Annotated in this window: 13 protein-coding genes and 2 tRNA genes; 5 read left to right on the top strand and 10 right to left on the bottom strand. The window is 72.3% G+C overall.

What is annotated here, in order from left to right; all coding sequences use genetic code 11:
* Positions 1–1,356 carry a cytochrome P450 gene (locus AB0G50_RS20090; protein WP_360110539.1) on the bottom strand — a complete coding sequence of 452 codons (1,356 nt, stop codon included), beginning with the start codon at positions 1,354–1,356 and terminating at the stop codon, positions 1–3.
* Between the two features lie 224 nt (positions 1,357–1,580).
* On the opposite strand from AB0G50_RS20090, the gene AB0G50_RS20095 reads away from it, so the two are divergent.
* Positions 1,581–2,411 (top strand): SAM-dependent methyltransferase, encoded by an 831-nt coding sequence (locus AB0G50_RS20095; protein ID WP_360110542.1) that lies wholly within the window; start codon positions 1,581–1,583, stop codon positions 2,409–2,411.
* A gap of 1 nt (position 2,412) precedes the next feature.
* On the top strand, positions 2,413–4,506 hold the full coding sequence (locus tag AB0G50_RS20100) for an EAL domain-containing protein (RefSeq protein WP_360110545.1): 2,094 nt from the start codon (positions 2,413–2,415) through the stop codon (positions 4,504–4,506).
* A 192-nt stretch (positions 4,507–4,698) separates the two neighbouring features.
* On the opposite strand, the gene AB0G50_RS20105 is transcribed toward AB0G50_RS20100, so the two are convergent.
* Complete coding sequence (locus tag AB0G50_RS20105) at positions 4,699–5,583, bottom strand: SDR family NAD(P)-dependent oxidoreductase (RefSeq protein ID WP_360110548.1); 885 nt, start codon at positions 5,581–5,583, stop codon at positions 4,699–4,701.
* Positions 5,584–5,673: 90 nt separating this feature from the next.
* On the opposite strand from AB0G50_RS20105, the gene AB0G50_RS20110 reads away from it, so the two are divergent.
* Entirely contained in the window at positions 5,674–6,243 is a 570-nt protein-coding gene (locus AB0G50_RS20110; protein ID WP_360110551.1) for a TetR family transcriptional regulator, read from the top strand.
* 743 nt (positions 6,244–6,986) lie between these two features.
* Here the strand turns inward: AB0G50_RS20110 and AB0G50_RS20115 are convergent.
* Positions 6,987–7,472: a hypothetical protein gene (locus tag AB0G50_RS20115; protein WP_360110554.1), complete on the bottom strand. Its 486-nt coding sequence runs from the start codon at positions 7,470–7,472 to the stop codon at positions 6,987–6,989.
* A gap of 143 nt (positions 7,473–7,615) precedes the next feature.
* Here AB0G50_RS20115 and AB0G50_RS20120 point away from each other — a divergent pair, with 143 nt between their 5' ends.
* Both AB0G50_RS20120 and AB0G50_RS20125 read left to right on the top strand, forming a co-directional pair.
* Positions 7,616–8,884 (top strand): MFS transporter, encoded by a 1,269-nt coding sequence (locus AB0G50_RS20120; protein ID WP_360110557.1) that lies wholly within the window; start codon positions 7,616–7,618, stop codon positions 8,882–8,884.
* Positions 8,881–10,284: an aminotransferase class V-fold PLP-dependent enzyme gene (locus tag AB0G50_RS20125; protein WP_360110560.1), complete on the top strand. Its 1,404-nt coding sequence runs from the start codon at positions 8,881–8,883 to the stop codon at positions 10,282–10,284. Before AB0G50_RS20120 ends, AB0G50_RS20125 begins: the two co-directional genes overlap by 4 nt.
* Positions 10,285–10,293: 9 nt before the next feature.
* Here AB0G50_RS20125 and AB0G50_RS20130 read toward each other — a convergent pair whose 3' ends face one another.
* The 7 genes from AB0G50_RS20130 to AB0G50_RS20160 form a co-directional block, all read right to left on the bottom strand.
* Positions 10,294–11,967, bottom strand: a complete 1,674-nt coding sequence (locus AB0G50_RS20130; RefSeq protein WP_360110563.1) for a protein kinase — start codon at positions 11,965–11,967, stop codon at positions 10,294–10,296.
* Positions 11,968–12,112: 145 nt separating this feature from the next.
* Positions 12,113–14,191, bottom strand: a complete 2,079-nt coding sequence (locus AB0G50_RS20135; protein ID WP_360110566.1) for a M4 family metallopeptidase — start codon at positions 14,189–14,191, stop codon at positions 12,113–12,115.
* Between the two features lie 300 nt (positions 14,192–14,491).
* A complete protein-coding gene (locus tag AB0G50_RS20140; RefSeq protein ID WP_360110569.1) occupies positions 14,492–15,403 on the bottom strand; it encodes an NADP-dependent oxidoreductase in 912 nt (303 codons plus the stop codon).
* Positions 15,400–15,867, bottom strand: a complete 468-nt coding sequence (locus AB0G50_RS20145; RefSeq protein ID WP_360110572.1) for a MarR family transcriptional regulator — start codon at positions 15,865–15,867, stop codon at positions 15,400–15,402. The genes AB0G50_RS20140 and AB0G50_RS20145 overlap by 4 nt, the downstream gene beginning before the upstream one ends.
* Positions 15,868–15,977: 110 nt before the next feature.
* Positions 15,978–16,067: transfer RNA gene (locus AB0G50_RS20150), tRNA-Ser, on the bottom strand.
* A gap of 79 nt (positions 16,068–16,146) precedes the next feature.
* Positions 16,147–16,219 (bottom strand) — tRNA-Arg (locus AB0G50_RS20155).
* A 143-nt stretch (positions 16,220–16,362) separates the two neighbouring features.
* The gene (locus AB0G50_RS20160; RefSeq protein WP_360110574.1) at positions 16,363–16,503 is read right to left on the bottom strand and encodes a hypothetical protein; all 141 of its coding nucleotides are present in this window, start codon (positions 16,501–16,503) and stop codon (positions 16,363–16,365) included.
* Positions 16,504–16,642: the final 139 nt, after the last annotated feature.

A 16,642-nucleotide genomic window follows, 5' to 3' on the forward strand; every position in this document is an offset into this window, starting at 1 on the left:
TCATCTGTGTCGGGCAACCGCCGTCATCGGCAGTTGTGAGGGGTACACGAGGCCGGTCACCTTGGGGTGCACGGATTTCCCGGGCACCGGGACCAGCCGCCAGCGGGCCGCGACGGTGGCCGCGACGATCGCCAGTTCGGTCAGCGCGAACGCGTGACCCGGGCAGTGGTGCAAGCCGCTCGCGAACGGGATGTAGGCGCCGCGGGGCACGGACGCCGCCCGGTCGGGCAGCCAGCGGTCCGGGTCGAACGAGGAGGGCGCGGGGTGGTAGCGCGGGTCGTGGTGCAGCGCGTGCGGGCTGTAGCCGACCTCGGTGCCGGCGGGCAGGTCGACCCCGCCCAGCGTCACGGCCGTGTTCGACCGCCGGGTCACGAACCACAGCGTGTACCGGCGCAGCACCTCGGTGATCACCCTCCGGGTGTAGTCCAGCCTGGGTAAGTCCTCGGCCGTCGCCGGCCGGTCGCCGAGCACCGCGACCGCCTCCGCGTGCACCGCCTCCTCCACGTGCGGGTGCTGCCCCAGTTCGTGGAACAGCCAGGCCAGCATCAGACCGGTCGTCTCGCTGCCCGCCGTCAGCAGCGTCACCACCTCGTCGCGCACCTGCTGCCGCGACATCGGCTCGCCGGCCTCGTCCCGCGCGCCCACCAACGTGGACAGCAGGTCCTCCCGACCCTCCCGGGCGCTCTCCACGACCTCGTCCACCACCCGGTGCACGTGCGCGATCGCCTCGTCGAACCGCCGGTTCGCCGCGATGGGCAGCCGTTCCAGGAGCCCGGACGAGGTCAGCGCGCGCACCACGCCGAGCCGGATCAGGGTCGGCGTGTGGGTGCGGATCTCCGCACCCACGGCCGCGCCGAAATCGGTGGAGAACAGCGTGCGGCCGACCACGGAGATCGCGAACTGCTGCATCACCCGGTCCACGTGGACGACCTGTCCATCCCGCCAGGAATCCACCAGTCCAGCGGCCAATTCGGTCATGGTATCCGCGTAGCCGCGCATCGGGCCGCGGTGGAACGCGGGTTGGATCATCCGACGTTGACGCCGGTAGAATTCGCCGTTGGTGCTGACCAGCCCGTTTCCGAACGCCTGGCGGAGTTTGTCCACCAGAACGCCCTTGTCGAACTTGTCGGTCTGCTCGGTCAGCACCTGGTGGGCCAATTCGGCGGTGGTGACGAAGTAGACCGGGAGGGTGCCCAGGTCGACCCGCACGACATCGCCTCGTTTCCGCAGGCCGGCGGTGAAGTCGAGGCGTTGTCGCAGCATGGCGGCGGTGTGCCCGAGCAGGGGGAGCCTGCCCGGAGCTGTGGGAACCTCATGTTCTCCAGCGGTGGAACGGTTTTTCGGGTTCGCGGTCATCCGCGCTCCTCGGGTCGGCCATCATTGGCCGCGTGCACTCTATGCGCCGTTCGGTCCCGGTGGGATCGCGCATTCGAGTTAAGTTGTTGGATCCGCTGGTGCTACGGTGCCCCTCGCGGTTGGATGTTCGAGTTCCCCTACGGCATCCGGATGGCATCCATTCACGCGACCGCCCAACGCCCGGTAGCGCTGCGTCGTCGTCCGGCGGGAAACTGGAGTGCGCGATGAACGACCTGGATTGGGTGCCCGACGGGATCGACACCAACATCCCCAGCGTGGCCAGGACGTACGACTACCTGCTGGGTGGCGCGCACAACCTGGCCGTCGACCGGGCCATGGGCGAGCAGATGCTCAAGGTGCTGCCGAGCGCGCGGGACCTGGTCCGGCTCAACCGGGCGTTCCTGCGGCGCGCCGTGTCGTTCCTCGTGCAGCAGGGCGTGCGGCAGTTCCTGGACATCGGCTCCGGCATCCCGACCGTCGGCAACGTGCACGAGATCGTCCGCGCGCTCGACCCGTCGTGCCGCGTGGTCTACGTGGACAAGGACCCGGTCGCGGTCGCGCACAGCAGGATGATCCTCGCGGGCGACGACACCACCGCCGCCGTGCAGGCCGACATCCGCCAACCCGAGGACGTCCTGGGCCGGCCCGAGGTGCGCGGCCTGCTCGACTTCGACCAGCCCGTCGCGGTGCTGATGCTGCTGGTCGTGCACTTCATCCGGCACGACGAGGACGCTCCGGGCATGCTCGCGCGGTACCGGGACCGGCTCTCCCCCGGCGGCTACTTCGTGATCTCCCACGCCACCGCGGACCACCGCGTGCACACCATGAGGAAGGCCGCCGACACGTTGCAGGAGTCCAGGTCCAAGGACAACCTCGTGTACCGCTCGCACGAGGAGGTCTCCGAGCTGTTCACCGGCTTCGACCTGGTGGAACCGGGTGTCACCGGCTTCGCGCTGTGGAGACCGGACGGCATGGGGTCGATCTCGGACCGGCCGGACGACAACACGCAGGTGTGGGTGGGCGTCGGGCGCAAACCCGCGGTGGGGAGCCGCTGACATGACCGCCCCGCTTCCCAGGGACGCGGAAGGACTGCGGGAACGCGCCAAGCTCGCCAAGAAGTGGGCCTACCTGCTCAGCACCCGCACGTTCGTGCCGCTGAGCACGGCCGAACTCGAACTGCGGCTGCTCGGCATGGTCGAACGGCTGTGCGCGGGCGTGACGACGCCGCCCGTGGCGCGCCGGGCGGGCGCGGAGGTCGGCAGCGCGCTGGTCGACCTGAACTGCACCACCGCCGACGGCCTCCAGTGCAGCGTCGAGGTGGTCAGCCGGTCGCTGCTGGACATGGCGTCGCTGCGCGGCGTGGACAACCGGCGCGACCAGGTCGTGGAGGTGGTCGCCGCGTTCGCGGCCGGTTTCGTGGACCGGGTCCGCACCTCCACGCTCGAGCAGCAGGAGCAGCTCGGCCGCTCGCTGTACCGGGCGATGCGCCAGGCCCAGCAGGACCTCCAGCTCAGCGAGGCGCGCTTCGACCTGGTGGAGGGCTACTCCTCGACCGGTCTCGCGACCGCCGAGCTGGACGGGCGGTTGGTGCGGGTGAACACCGCGCTGGCCCGGATCGTGGACCACCCGGTGGTCGAGCTGCACCGCCGGACGCTGTACGACGTCGTGCACCCGGACGAGCGCGACGCGGTGCGCGCCGACGTGCGGCAGCTGGAGGAGGGCGTCGCCACGTCGATCACCCAGCCGCGCCGGCTGCTGCGCGCCGACGGCGAGTTGGCGTGGGTGACGTTGACGCTGTCCCCGTTGCGCCGACCCGACGGGCGCACCCAGGTCGTGGTGCTCGCCGAGGACGACACCGACGTGAACCTGTTGCAGGGTCAGCTGAACCACCAGTCGCTGCACGACGTGCTGACCAGGTTGCCGAACCGGCAGTACTTCACGAGCCGGCTGGAGCGGGCGCTGCGCACCGCCGACCCGACCACCGGGATCAGCGTGTTCCACCTGGACCTCGACGGTTTCTCGCAGGTGAGCGGCGGACTCGGCAGGCACGTGGGCGACGTGGTGCTGCGCACCGTCGCGGCGAGGTTGGAGGAGCTCGTCGCGGACGAGGTCGCGATGGTGGCGCGGTTCGGCTTCGACGAGTTCGCGGTGCTGATCGAGAACGGACCGTCCACACCGGACGTCGTGACGACGGTGCGGCGGATCAACGACCGGCTGCTGGAGCCGTTCGACGCGCACGGCCACCCGGTCGCGGCGTCGGCGACGATCGGCGTGGTGCACCGGCCGCCGCCGGACTCCTCGCCCGCCGACCTGCTCGACTCGGCGGACCTGACGTTGCGGCGCGCCAAGCGCAACGGGCGTCGCCAGTGGGAGCTGTCCGACCAGGTGCAGGACGGGCGGGACCGGCGCACGTTCGGCCTGGCGGCGACGATGACCGGCGCGTGGCGCGCGGGCCGGCTGCGGATCCGGTACCGGCCGGTGGTGCGGCTGTCCGACGAGGTGCCGGTGGCGACCGAGGCGCTGCTGCGGTGGGACCACCCGAAGCTCGGCCCGGTGCCGCACGAGCAGTGCCTGGCGCTGGCCCAGGACTCGGGACTGCTGGTGCCGCTGGGCGCGTGGGTGCTGCGGCGGGCGTGCGAGCAGGCGCAGGCGTGGCGGCGCGGTCGTGGGCTGGACGTGCCGGTGCGGTGGGCGCTGACCGCCGCCGAGGCCGCCGACCCGGACCTCGTCGGCGTGGTGGTGGACGCGTTGGCGGACACCGGACTCCCCGAGTCCGCGCTGCGCCTGGGCGTGCCCGCGCCGGTGCTGCTCGGCGGTCGGGACGACGCGCCGGACAACCTGAGGATCCTGGCCGAGCGCGGCATCGGCGTCGAGGTGGACGAGTTCGGCGCGGCGCCCGCGGACCTGGTGCGGGTGCTGGAACTGCCGGTGCGCGCGGTCCGGTTGGCGCACCCGGTGGTCGGCCGCCGGGCCGAGGTCGTGGCCAAGGCGCTGGCGTCGTTGCTCGGCGTGGTGCGCGAGGCGGGCGTGGAGGTGTCGGTCACCGGCGTCGCCACACCCGACCAGGCGCGCTGGTGGCGCGAGGTGGGCGCGACCACCGCGTCCGGTCCGCTGTACGCCCCGGCGACCGGCCCGGAGGCCCTGGCCTGAGGAGCCCGTCCGGCACCGCCGGACGGGCCACGCGACACCGGACGACGGATCACCACCGACCAACCCGCGACCGCCGGCACCGACCGGGTCCCGATCACCGCCGATCGACGCACAACGGCACACGCCGGGCTCGGGCGCGGCTTACGGCCCGACCACGATCACCGCGCGGCCCCGTGGCGGTTCGTGCGGTCCCTAGGCGGGACGGGTGGCGCGGGTGATGCCGCACAGGTCGTCGGCGGCGGTGATCAACTCGTCCTCGCGGGCCCGGTCGTAGGACTCGGCGGAGGAGCGCACCACCGCGCCCCGGCTGACGTACGAGCCGGTCTCGCCCGGCTGCGGGCCGGTCAGCGACTCGGCCATCAGCCGACCCGCCACCGACACCGGGGTCGCGGCCGGGGTGAGGGTCAGGACCGTGCCGACCGCGCGGAACACGGCGCGGCCGATCGGGCCGTTGTCCCGCGCCAGGCCCGTTCCGGGCACCAGGCCGGGGTTGTAGGTGTGGACGGTCACGCTCTCGGGGAGCAGCCGGGCGAACGCGTGCACCAGGTACAGCACGCCGAGCTTGCTGGTGGCGTAGGCGCGGCGGGCGTCCCGGCCGCCTCCCGGGCGCGGCCTGGCCAGGGCGAGCGGCGAGGTCCACGCGGGCGGTGGCACGAGGCCGAGGCTGCCGTGTGCCGGGTCGTGCACGTCGCTGCCGACGACGACCAGGCGGGCGGGCGCGGTGAAGCGGTCCGCGAGCAGGGTCAGCAGCAGGTGGTAGGCCAGCACGTTGACGCCGAACGTGCGCTCGAAGCCGTCGGCGGTGGTGGTGTCGGTGGTGGTCGCCTGCACGCCCGCGTTGCCGAGGAAGCCGTCCAGCGGCTCGTCGACGAGCGCGACGGCGGCCCGGATCGCCTCCAGCGAGCCGAGGTCGCAGTCCACCACGCGCACCCGGTGGTTGCCGGTCCGGTCGCGCAGTTCGCGGGCCAGGTCGGTGCGGCCGCGGGCCAGCACGACCAGGTCGCGGCCGGCGTGCAGCAGGTGCTCGGCGGCGACCCGGCCGAGGCCGCGGGTCGCGCCGGTGATCAGGGTGGTCACGGTTCCTCCAGGCGGTCCAAGTGGTACCGAGTACCACATGTGTCTCCGTACCATAGGGCATCCCGTCCCACCGGCGCTATGCTCTGCCGCATGACCGGTCTTCGCCAGCGCAAGCAGCAGCGGGTTCGCGCGGACATCGTGCGCGCCGCGTTCGAGTTGTTCGCCGAACGCGGTTTCGCCGACGTGACCGTCGCGGACATCGCCGAACGCGCCGAGGTCGGCCGCACGACGTTCTTCCGCTACTTCGGCGACAAGCAGGAGGTCGCGTTCTCCGACGAGGGCCTGGTGCTGGACGAGTGGCAGACCCGCACCGCCGACCTGCCGCCGGTGACGACGCTCGCGCAGGCCCTGGCGCAACTGCGCGAGGTGGCGATCGACATGTGCCGGGTGGTCACCGAGGACCCGCGGCGCTTCCTCGTCCACCAACGACTCCTGCGCGCCAACCCGGAGCTGCGCGACCGCTCGCACCGCAAGTTCGACGGCATGTGCGCGCGGCTGCGCGACACCCTGCTGGCCCGCGGCACTCCCCCGGCCGTCGCCGCGCTCGCACCGCAGGTCGCCTTCGGCTGCTACCGCGCGGCCGTCGAGCTGACCGAGGACGACCCCGCCGCGCTGCCCGACGCGGTCGCCGCCGCCTTCGACGCGCTGGCCAGGCCCTGACCGGATCCGTCCGCACCACGACCGGCCGACGCCTCCCGCCGACGCGCCATGACGTCCACCCCGTGAACGACGGGTGCCGGTGCTGCCGGGGGTGAACCTGCCGGACCTGGCCGGTCCCGCGCAGGTGTTCGACGCCGCGCCCGGCTAGCGGCCGGAGTTCGTCGGCACGGCCGACAGCGAGGTCAGCGCGCAGGGGCGCGGCTCGCGTCGCTCGACCCGCCGCCGGCGGTGGTCGACCGGGCGGGCGAGGCGGAGAAACCGTTGCGGGACCAGGTGAAGCGGCAGGCGGACCCTGGCGCGCGGGCGTCACCTCGGGCGTGGTGGGCGCGCTGGGACCGGACACCGACGAACCGGACCTGGCCGCCGCACTGGAGATCGAGCCCGGCTCGTCGTTCGCGGTCACGACGATGCCGGTGGCGGTGGTCGTCGGACGTCTGGTCCGCCGGACGGGCGGGACCGGGACGGGTTCCCGGTCCCACCCGCGTCCGGTGGCGGCAAGGCCCTGCCGGCCCGCCGTTGTCGGGGCCGCCCCGGACTCGGAGCAGGACCCCTCCCGCTCCTGAGGACAATTACGCCACGACCGGAGCGCCGGGTTCATGGTTGAACGAAGAAATTTCTCGGCGTTCCGGCGAATCCTCGGATAACACCCGGTCAGCCGTTCGCGCTTTACTCGGAACAGCCCAGTGAATTCGCCCACAAACCTTAATCTGTGAATGTGATCCCATTTAGTGGGGTGGTCGTGATCACACTCGGGAGTGCCGGACGTCGGCGTCCCACTCGGCGACCCAGCGGCCGTCGCCGAAGCGCAGGTTGGCCCGACAGCGGTAGGTGTCGCCGTCGCACGTGGTCCGGGTCACCTCGACCGGGCTGCGGGTGTCGGCCGAGCGGGTGTGCCGGATGTCGGCGTCCCATTCCGCGATCCACCGGCCGTCGCCGAACTTCAGATTCGCCGTGCACTTGTAGGTGTCGCCGTCACAGCGGAGCCGGGTCACGTCGACCGGCGCGCGCATCTCCGACTTCGGCGCGTGGAACACGTCCACGTCGTAGCGCGCGATCCACCGGCCGTCGCCGAACTTCAGATTCGCCGTGCACTTGTAGGTGTCGCCGTCGCACTTGAGCCCCACCACGTCGACCGGCGCGGCGGAGGCGGGCACGGCGGCGAGCAGCAGGACGGACGCGGCGGTGGCCACCGCGGCGGACAGGGCTTTCAGGAGGTTCATGGCGGTCATGCTGCGCGGACCTCGTTCGTCTCCGGGTCCGACACGAACCCGGCTCACCCGGCGGCACCGCCGTTCACCCGGGCCGGGCGGACCGTCCCACGGACTGCGTCACCGCTGGTGAACACCGCGAAACGTGCGAAGATCCCGACCCTATGCGCCAGATCACCAACCGGGTCCGCGCCGGGTACGCGATGGGCTCCTTCGTCACCGGGGCGTTCAACACCGTGCCGGGGTTGCTGCTGCTGCCCTACCTGACCGACCACGCGGGGATCTCCGCCGGTCTCGCCGGGCTGCTGGTCCTCGCGCCGAAGGCGTGGGACGTCGTGTTCAACCCGGTCGCGGGCCGGATCAGCGACCGGTCGGGCACCCGCAGGCCGTTCCTGCTCGGCGCCGGCACGGCCGTCGCGGTGCTGTTCGCCGCCCTGTTCGCGAGCCCGTTCACCGGCGCGGGCGCGGCGGTCTACGTGACGGCGGTGTTCCTGCTGTGCGCGACCGCGTTCGCGTTCTTCCAGGTGCCCTACCTCGCGATGGCGCCCGAGATCACCCCGGACTACCACGAGCGCACCCGGCTGATGGCCTGGCGGATGGCCGTGCTGGCGCTGGCAATTCTGGTGAGCGGCGCCGGCGCGCCCGCGGTGCGCGACCTCGGCGGCGGCTACCCGGCGGTGGGCGCCGCGATCGGCGCGCTGATCCTGCTCGGCGCGCTGGCCTCGTACGCGGGCACCCGCGGCGTGCCCGCGGCCACCCGGAGCACCACCTCCACGAGCGCCCGCGCACTGCTGGCCGCGGTGCGGGGCAGCAGGCGGTTCCGGTCCCTGCTGGCCGTGTTCGTGGTGCAGGCCGTCGGGCTCGGCACGATGCTCGCGGGCGTCGACTACTTCGCCCGGCTCGTGCTGGAGGACCGGTCGCTCCAGACGTTCCTGTTCGCCGGTTTCGTCGGTCCGGCGCTGCTGGTCATGCCGCTGTGGCAGCGGTTCGGGAGGCGGCACGGCAAGCGGCGCGGCGTGCTCGTCTCGTCGCTGCTGTTCACCGCCGCCGTGGTGGCGCTGATCCCGGCGCGGGTCGAGCCGGTCGCGGTGGTGCTCGCGCTGATGGCCGTGATCGGCGTCGGCTACGCGGGCATGCAGGTCTTCTTCCTGTCCCTGCTGCCCGACGTGATCACCGCCGAGGAGGAGCGCTCCGGCGAGAGCCGGGCCGGGCTGTTCTCCGGCGTGTGGACCGCGGGCGAGACGCTCGGCCTCGCGCTCGGACCCGGCGTGTACGGGTTGGTGCTGGCGCTCGGCGGTTACGTCCCGAGCACCGACGGCGCCGCGACCCAGTCCTCCGGCGCGGTGCTGGCCGCGCTGCTCGGCTTCACCGTCGTCCCGGCCGTGCTGGCCGTCGTCGCCCTTCCCCTGCTGCCCCGCGAGGAGTCCGCATGACCGCACCGGAAGACGTGCTCGCCGAACTGCGCGCGCTGCGCGAGGGCGACCTGCCCACGCACGGCGGACGCACGCTCGCCTACGTCTACGACAGCGCGCTGCCGGGCCTGGACGAGTTGGCCGCGCGGGCGCACGCGCTCGCCTCGTCGGTCAACGGCCTTGACCCCACCGCCTTCCCGAGCCTGCTGCGGCTCGAGAACGACGTGGTGCGCACCGCCGCCGCGCTGCTCGGCGGCGACGAGCGGACCGTCGGCACGGTCACCTCGGGCGGCACCGAGTCGTGCCTGCTCGCGGTGCAGGCGGCCCGGGACGCGCGACCGGAGGTGGCGACCCCGTCGATCGTGCTGCCCGAGACCGCGCACGCGGCGTTCCACAAGGCGGCGCACTACTTCGGCCTGCGAGTGGTCGCGGTGCCGGTGGACCCGGTGACGTTCCGCGCGCCGGTGGACGCGGTCGCCGCCGCGATCGGGCCGGACACCGTGCTCGTGGTGGCGAGCGCGCCGTCCTACGCGCACGGCGTGGTCGACCCGGTCGCCGGCATCGCCGCGGCGGCCCGGGAACGCGGCGTGCGCTGCCACGTGGACGCGTGCATCGGCGGCTGGGTGCTGCCGCACGCCGACGACGTGCCGCCGTTCGACCTCTCGGTGCCGGGCGTGACGAGCCTGTCGGTGGACCTGCACAAGTACGCGTACTGCCCGAAGGGCACCTCCGTGCTGCTGCACGCGGACGCCGACCTGCGCCGGCCGCAGTTCTTCGCCAGCGCCGCGTGGCCCGGTTACACGATGCTCAACGCGACCACCCAGTCCACTCGTTCGGGCGGTCCGCTGGCCGCCGCGTGGGCGGTGCTGAAGCACGTCGGCGCCGACGGCTACCGGGAGTTGGCGCACCGCGCGCTGACGAGCGCCCGCGCGATCCGTGCCGGTGTCGAGGCGATCGACGGGTTGCGGGTGCTCGGCGAGCCGGACGCGACGCTGCTCGCGGTGACCGCCGACCGGGCCGACTTCGACGTGTTCACCGTGGCCGACGAGATGAAGGCGCGGAACTGGTACCTCCAGCCGCAGTTCGCGTTCGGCTCCTCGCCCGCGAACCTGCACCTGACCGTGACGGCGGCCAACGCGGGCCACGAGGAGGAACTGCTCGCCGACCTGCGCGCCTCGGTGGCCGCCGCGCTCGAGGCAGGCCCGGTGCGCGTGCCGCCGGAGGTCGTGGCCGCGATCGGCGCGCTGGACCCGGACTCCCTGACGCCGAGGGAGTTCGCGGGTCTGCTCGCGGGCGCGGGCCTGGGCGGCGACACCGTGCTGCCGGACCGGATGGCCGGCGTGAACACGCTGCTCGCCGCCGCGCCGCCGCGGCTGCGCGAACGCCTGCTGATCGAGTTCCTGGGCGTCCTGTACTCCTAGGCCCGCCGGTCACTCCTGGACGTCGATCATCCAGACGTCGCCGTTCTTCACCAGCTGGTAGGTGTTCCGCTCGGTCTGGCCGGTGCTGTAGGTGAGGGTCGCCGACACCCGGTTCGTGCCGACGACCTGGATGTCGGACAGGGTCACCGAGCTGAACTGCGACCAGTAGGTGCGGTAGTCCTCGAACGACCGGGCGCGGGCGGACTTGAAGCGGTCGGTGAGGCGGGAGTAGCCGGTTTGCAGGTCGCCCGGCACGAGGGCGTAGTAGTCCGCGAGCCCCTCCTCCGGGCCGCCCGCGTCCGCCGGCGGCGCGGTCGTCGTGGTGGGCGCGGCCGTCGTCGTGGTGGGCGCCTCGGCGGCGGTGGTCGTGGTGGTCGGCTGCGCGGCCGACGACTGGTTCGGGTCGCCCTGGGCGACCGGGGAGGTCGGCTGCTGCGAGGTTCCGGTGGCGGTGCCGGTCGGCGAGTCCTTCTCGCCGCGGGTGATCAGGAACGCGACCGTGCCGACGACGATCATCACCAGCACGAGCGCCGCGAGCGCGAACCACTTGCGCTTCGGGTCCTCGTCGGCGGGCGGCCCGGCCGGCGGCGGCACGGCGGCGGGCGCCGGTTCGGGGCTCGGCTCGGGTTCGGCGACGGGCGCGGGCTGCTCGGCGGTCCAGGCGAAGAACTTCGCGGACTCGGGGTCGGCGGCGGCCGGTGGCGCCGCCTCGACGGGTTCGACGGGCTCGGGCTCGGGTTCCGGCGCGGCGGGCGGCGCGACCGGTTCCGCCTCCACCGGCTCGGCCACCGTCGCGGGCTTCGCGACCGGGTCCGGAGTGGACACCCAGCTCGGCAGCACCTTCGTCTGCGGCGACACGGGCGCGCTGCCGACGACGGTGCCGGGGTCGACCGACACCTCGCTCAGCATCCGGACCGCCTCGGGCATCGTCGGCCGGGTGTCCGGGTCGGTGTCGAGCAGGCGCACCAGCACCGGCTCCAGGTCGCCCGCGTTGACGGGCGGCGGGTACTTGCCCTCGGCCACCTTGTGCAGCAACGCGATCGCGTTCGTGTCGGTGCCGAACGGCGGTTCGCCCTCCAGCGCGGTGTACAGCGTCGCGCCGAGCCCGAACACGTCCGCCGGGAAGTCCGCGGGCGCACCCTTGGCCACCTCGGGCGCCAGGTACGCGGGCGTGCCGACGAGCAGACCCGACGCCGTCACGGTCACCTCGTCGGCCGCCCGGGAGGTGCCGAAGTCGGTGACCTTGACCGTGCCGAACTCCGTCACGAGCACGTTGGCGGGCTTGACGTCCCGGTGCACGACGCCCGCCCGGTGCGCGGCGGCGAGCCCCTCGGCGAGCTGCGCGCCCAGCCGGCGCACCTCCTCGGGCGACATGACCCCGTTGTCCCGCAACAGGGTCGCGAGGCTGCGGGACGGGAGGTACTCCATCACCAGCCACGGGTGGCCCTCGTCCTCGACCACGTCGTACAGGGCGATCACGTTGGGGTGCTGCAACCGCGCGGCGATCCGACCCTCGCGCACCGCGCGCTTCGCGCCCTCCTCGTCGAAACCCTCGCGCAGCAACAACTCCTTGACCGCCACGACCCGGCGCAGTCGGGTGTCCTCGGCGCGCCACACGACGCCCATCCCGCCCGAGCCGATCTTCTCCGTCAGCCGGTACCGACCGGCGACTGTGCGGTCCACGTGAGTCCTCCCCGTCCTCGACGCGCACGCCGAGAACAAGGGGTACCCGCTCGGGCGACCGTCGAACGTGTGCGGTGCCATGATGCCCGAACGACGCCGGCCGGTCGCCGCGGGTGCGACGACCGGCCGGTAACCCCTAGTGGTGTCAGCTCAGCGTGACACCGAGGTCGTCCAGCACGAACGACGTCTGCAACGAGGCGTCCTCCACACCGGTGAACTTGATCGTGACGGACTGTCCCGCGAACGAGGACAGGTCGAACGTCTTCTGGGTGTACCCGGTGCCCTTGTTGGTGTTCGAGTACGTGGCGAGCGTGGTGGTGCCCGCCTGCGCGGTCAACTTGTCGTAGGCGACCGTGGCGGTCGTCTCCGCGGTGTCGACGTGCAGCCAGAAGGTCAGCGAGGCCTTGCAGCCCGCCGGGATCGTCACCGACTGGGACAGCGAGTCGGTGTGCGCCGAGCCGTAGCCGTCGAGCCACGCGATCTTCGTGCCGCCGTGCGCCGGTTCCTGCGCGGTGGCCGAGCTGATCACGCCGGACGTCTGGGTCCAGCCCGTCGCGCCGGACTCCAGGCCCGGGTTGGCCAGGATCTGACCCGTGCAGTTGCCGGGAGGCGCGGTGGTCGTGGTCGGCGGCGTCGTGGTGGTGCTGGTCGGCGTGGTGGTCGTGGTGCCGCCACCGGTGCACGTCGGGTCACCCGACTGCGCCGGCACGCTCACCGCGTCCCACGCGGCCTTGACCGTGTTGAACTCCGCGCAGCTGCCCTGGTACAGGTTCTTCGCGGCCTGGAGGGTCCACGTCCGGTACTTCAGGTAGGAGCTGCTGGAGGTCTTCATCAGCATCGCGTTGTACATGATCTTGGCGGCCTTCTGGATACCGAGACCGGAGATGCTGGTGTTGTTGCAGGTCGGGCTCTTCGGCTGGCCGTTGGTCGGGCTGGTGCCCTCGGCGAGCAGGTAGAACCAGTGGTTGCCCGGCCCGGCCGCGGCGTGCACCTCGGCGTTGGGGATGCTGCTCGAGTAGCAGTTGGCGTGCCCGGCCTTCGAGGGGTCGTACATGACCCGGATCGGGCCCTTGCCGACGAGGTTGATCTCCTCGCCCACCTCGTAGTCCGGCGGGTCGTACGCCGAGCCCTCGTTCGCGTAGAACTCGGTCATGGCGCCGAACGTGTCGGCCACGAACTCCTGGGTGTTGCCGTTGGAGATGCCACCCGGGGTGTGGTCGTCGATGCCGTGGCCCATCTCGTGGCCCACGACGTCCATCGAGCTGATCCACTGGTTGGACTGGTTGTGGCCGATGGCGACCTTGGTGCCGTCGTAGTAGGCGTTCAGGTCGTCAAGACCCACCTTGATCGGCCACGCGCCGCCGTTGCCGTCCATGCCGTTGCGGCCCAGCCACTCGGACAGCATCTTCTTCTCGGTCTGCGCGGCGAACAACGCGTCGACGCAGCCGGTCTCCTTGTTGGTGGTGCTGCCGTTGCCCCAGTTGTCGTCGGGGCCGGAGAACACGGCGTTGGTGGAGTAGTCCTGGCAGTTCAGGTTGGTGATCGACGGGTCCTTCAGCGAGTACGTGCCGCCGGAGTTCGTCGTGTTGATGGTGACCGGGCCGTTGTAGCCGGAGTTGCCGCTGCCGTGGGTCACGTGCTCCTTGGTGGAGAGCACCTTGCCCGTGGTGGCGTCGACGTACACGGTCAGCCTGCTGACACCCTCGGGCCCGGTGCCGTTGACGGTGGTCTCCCACGCCAGCGCCGGCTTGTCGCCCGCGACCACGACGAGCCGGTTGCCCTCGCTGCCGGTGACGTCGCGGAGCTGGCCGCGCGCGGTGGCCTCGGCCTGCTTCTCGGAGACGACGGCCTGGTCCGGGACGTTCTGCAACGCCCGGTCCTGCGCCACCGAGGTGTACTTGACCTGGCCGGACTGGTCGGTGACGACGACGAAGTCGCCGCCGACGACCGCGCGGCCCTTGTGCTTGCGGTCGTACGAGACGTACTGCGTGCCGCCGGACGTGACGACACCGTTGCGGACGAACTCGTCGTCGGCGGTCGCCTGGAGCTGCGCGGGCCGGTTCGCGACGAGGTTGTCGGCTGCCTGCGCGGCCAGCTGCTGGGCGGCCTCGACGCCGACAGGGGTCGGGGTCGAGGTACCCGGCGCCGCGACGGCGGTGCCGATCACCACGGTGCCCGCGGCGAACGCGCCGAGGACAGCCAGTAGTCGATGCGGTCTCTTCACGGTAGTGCTCCTTTCCCGACAAATCCGCGCGGACCCGTTACAGGTCGGGCCGCACGGCCTGCCGGAAAATGCAGGGGTGAACACCAGCTCAAAACAAATAGGGACCGTAGCCCGCCCCGTTTCCACCCGACAGGGCCGACCAGCGGCAGTTATTACCCGTTAACGCAGACGGCCGACGTGCAGGTCAGCGACCTGCCGTCGGCCGTTCGTCCCTCTTTGTCCGCTTTATCGCACCTGAACCGGAACCGGCATTTTCCGCACCGGCGCGCGACCGGTCGGGAAATGTTCAGACCAATTCCGTCAGGCCACGATCAGCACCGTCTTGCCGGTGGCGTGCCCGCCCTCGACGTAGGCGTGCGCCTCCGCCACCCGGTCCAGCGGGAACGTCCGTCCGACCGCGACGTCGTACGTCCCGGCCGCGACGCCCTCGGCGAACGAGGTCAGCGCCTCCGGCTCCCGCTCCGCCCCGCCGCCGGTGAACTGCACGCCGAACTGCTGCGCGGCCGGGTCGGCGATCGTGACGATGCGGGACGTGCCGCCGCGCAGCTCGATCGAGTCCGGCAGCGCGCCGCGACCCGCGACGTCGAACACCGCGTCCACGCCCTGCGGCGCGACCGCGCGCACCCGCTCCACCAGGCCCTCGCCGTACACGAGCGGCGTCGCGCCCAGCTCGCGCAGCCGGTCCTGGTTGCCCGGGCCGGCGGTGCCGATCACGGTCGCGCCGAGCGAGCGCAGCAGCTGCACCCCGACCTGCCCGACCGCGCCCGCCGCGCCGTGCACCAGCACGGTTTCGCCCTCCCGCACGTCCAGCAGCGCCAACACGCGCCTGGTGGTCTCGATCGCCACCGGCAGCGCCGCGGCGGTCGTCCAGTCGACGCCGGCGGGCTTGCGCACGACCGTGGTGGCCAGCGCCTGCTCCGCGTACGCGCCGCCGTCGGTGAAGCCGAACACCTCGTCGCCGACGGACAGGTGCGCCACTCCCGGTCCGACCGCCTCGACCACACCCGCCGCCTCGATGCCCAGCACGGCGGGCAGCGGCGTCGGCGCGAACGCCTCGAACGCGCCCGAGCGGATCTTGTAGTCCACCGGGTTCACCCCAGCCGCACGGACCGCGATCCGCACCTGCCCCGCGCCCGGTTCGGGCGTCGGGAGGTCGGTCTCCCGGAGCACCTCGGGACCGCCGAACTCCTCGATCCGGTAAGCCTTCGTCACCCTGACTCCTCCGTCGTGTCCCGGTCGTCTATCGACCGGGTGATGGTGCGGGCGAGGCCCGCGAACGTCCCGATCTGCGCCGCGTCGAGCCCACCGGCGGTGACCTCCTCCAACCTGGCCCACATCCGCCCGATCGGCTCGCGCAGCGCGCGCCCCTTCGCGGTGAGGGAGACGACGAGCACCCGCCGGTCGCGCTCGGCGGGCCGCCGGGTCACCAGACCGGCTTCCTCCATGCGCCGCAACGCCTTGGACACCGTCGAGTGGTCCAGGCACACCGCGCCCAGCAGCTCGGACTGGGTCTGCTCGTCCCGGTCGTACAGGTGCATCAGCAGCAACTCCTGGCCGGGGTGCAAACCCAGGCCGCGCAACAACTCCCCCGCGTGCGCCCGGTGCGCCCGGGCCAGTTGGAAGATCAGGTAGCTGAGCCGGCCGCCGCACGCGGCGCCGGGCACCCGGTCGTCCACGGTGATCCCTCCACTTAGGTGGCTAGCCACACGCTACGCCGACCCGTGGCAGGCCACCGCTCTTCCCGGATCGCGGGAAGCCGGTGGTGTCGTGCCCACACCCACCCGAGCGGAGGACGCGCGAGTCGAACGCGCGCCGGGACGTCGTGCCCGGACCACGGATTAGCCATCCGGTGCCTTGCCTGCTCGGCCAGCCCTCCGGGGAGTGCGGTGGTTGGTCTGGAACCCGCGCCGCCCGCCACCGCGTCCTCGCGCGGTGACGTGCGGCGGTTCCAGCAGTGCCCCGACCGGGAGTCGAACCCGGGACCTCGCCGTTCGTAGCGGCGCGCTCCATCCACTGAGCCATCGGGGCCGGAATTCCCACCGGCCACACTGTGCAGTTGTCAAAGGGCAGCACGAATCGACCCGTGCGAATGCATTGGGGCAGCAAAAAGAAAGCCGCCCTGGTCGGTTTCCCGACGGGCGGCTCCCTGGACCTTCGTCCTCTCGCGAGGACTAGGGCGGGGAGCCCACCGCACCATCAGTCAGGTGCTTGAGCAGCCAAAACCGGTTCGAGTAGCCGAATCCGGCGCACACCGGGGGCAGCCCGGCAGTCGTCTCGACCACCATGCCCCGTCGCTCTCGTGCGTCCGTCATCGCGTGCTCCTCGATAGGTGCCGTCGGCACTCATCATGGCCGAGGCGAGTTGCAGAAGCACGTCTTCGCGTCCGACGCGCCCGCGAGCGACAACCCGAGGGTGCGCCGCTGGCTGGTCAACCAGCTGCGGTTCCTGTTC

Origin of the sequence: Actinosynnema sp. NPDC020468 (genome assembly GCF_040642015.1) — a bacterium.
Lineage (GTDB): Bacteria > Actinomycetota > Actinomycetes > Mycobacteriales > Pseudonocardiaceae > Actinosynnema.

What these genes read in the sequence shown, in the direction of transcription:
- AB0G50_RS20125 (WP_360110560.1), top strand. Translation starts at nt 8,881, where the DNA reads ATGACCGCACCGGAAGACGTGCTCGCCGAACTGCGCGCGCTGCGCGAG.
- AB0G50_RS20120 (WP_360110557.1), top strand. Translation starts at nt 7,616, where the DNA reads ATGCGCCAGATCACCAACCGGGTCCGCGCCGGGTACGCGATGGGCTCC.
- AB0G50_RS20095 (WP_360110542.1), top strand. Translation starts at nt 1,581, where the DNA reads ATGAACGACCTGGATTGGGTGCCCGACGGGATCGACACCAACATCCCC.
- AB0G50_RS20160 (WP_360110574.1), bottom strand. Translation starts at nt 16,503, where the DNA reads ATGACGGACGCACGAGAGCGACGGGGCATGGTGGTCGAGACGACTGCC.
- AB0G50_RS20090 (WP_360110539.1), bottom strand. Translation starts at nt 1,356, where the DNA reads ATGACCGCGAACCCGAAAAACCGTTCCACCGCTGGAGAACATGAGGTT.
- AB0G50_RS20115 (WP_360110554.1), bottom strand. Translation starts at nt 7,472, where the DNA reads ATGACCGCCATGAACCTCCTGAAAGCCCTGTCCGCCGCGGTGGCCACC.
- AB0G50_RS20110 (WP_360110551.1), top strand. Translation starts at nt 5,674, where the DNA reads ATGACCGGTCTTCGCCAGCGCAAGCAGCAGCGGGTTCGCGCGGACATC.
- AB0G50_RS20100 (WP_360110545.1), top strand. Translation starts at nt 2,413, where the DNA reads ATGACCGCCCCGCTTCCCAGGGACGCGGAAGGACTGCGGGAACGCGCC.